Source organism: Escherichia sp. AM3 (assembly GCF_032029835.1).
Lineage (GTDB): Bacteria > Pseudomonadota > Gammaproteobacteria > Enterobacterales > Enterobacteriaceae > Escherichia > Escherichia coli.
In genome coordinates, this window is the sequence record NZ_JAVUPQ010000380.1 from 1 (window position 1) to 990 (window position 990).

A 990-nucleotide genomic window follows, 5' to 3' on the forward strand; every position below is an offset into this window, starting at 1 on the left:
CCAATAAGCGGAGCGCCACGAACCCACATCTCCTGAATAGCCGTAGCGGCCATTTCCGCAGAGGTAAGCGCCACCACCTCGAACTTAAAAGGCAACTTAGTCTGATCGATGATTTCTACCGCTTTTCCATCCCCGGAAACCCAGACCGTACGATAGTGTTTACCTTTAATATTCATAATGACCTCTTACTTAACCTTCGCAGACTGGATGACGGAATCCATATGTTTAAACTGGCGGGCATTGACGATAAGATCGCGCGCCATGGTCAATGCACGTCGTTCACATCCTGCGCGAAGCTCTGTATTTTCAATCTGTTTCAGCTCGGCAACGCCAGCAAAACCAATGATCCGGCGATTCATTTCCATGCCGGCATTCACCAGGGAATCTTCAAGCAGCGTGGCAAAAAACTGATCCTGTGCGTCCTCAAGAGCGGCCCTGTTCTGTTGATACATTTCTGTCGGCCACGCGTCGCCCTGTGTTTTGTTGTCCCAGAGCTGGCGGAACTCCCGGGTGAAAACGGACCAGGTTTGGACAATCTGCTGAAGCAGCCATTCCTGATAGTCAGCGCGACGTTGCTCATTCGCATCCCACCCAGGGCGTGAGAAGTACGCCAGCAGGAGGTTGCCAATATAGTTGCCGATATCAAACGCCATTGGCCCCATGAAACCGAACTCCGGATCAATCACTTTGGTATCCGTGTCGGTCACCATGATTGAGCCTGAATGAAGGTCGCCATGTAACAATGCCTGCGCTTCTGTCATAAATTTGTACTTATAACGCATGGCAACCTGGATCATCTCTACATCAGCCCAGGCCTTATGGACGGCATCGTCCAGCTCAGGAGAAGTCCAGTTATTCCGTTCAGCGTTGTAATAGGGCTCTGTGAAGATCAGATCTTCCGTAATTTTGCACAGCTCATGATTCAACGCGAACTCGGCAGTAAGCGCTTTTTTCTGTTCTGCTGACATGCCAATGTCAGACGTATTGAAG

1 protein-coding gene is annotated in these 990 nt (G+C 50.3%); it reads right to left on the bottom strand.

Features of this window, described 5'->3' with window-relative positions; all coding sequences use genetic code 11:
- Nucleotides 1-185: 185 nt before the first annotated feature.
- A partial coding sequence (gene mtnK / locus RTW80_RS26015) for an S-methyl-5-thioribose kinase (protein ID WP_312720962.1) occupies nt 186-990 on the bottom strand: 805 nt, incomplete at its 5' end.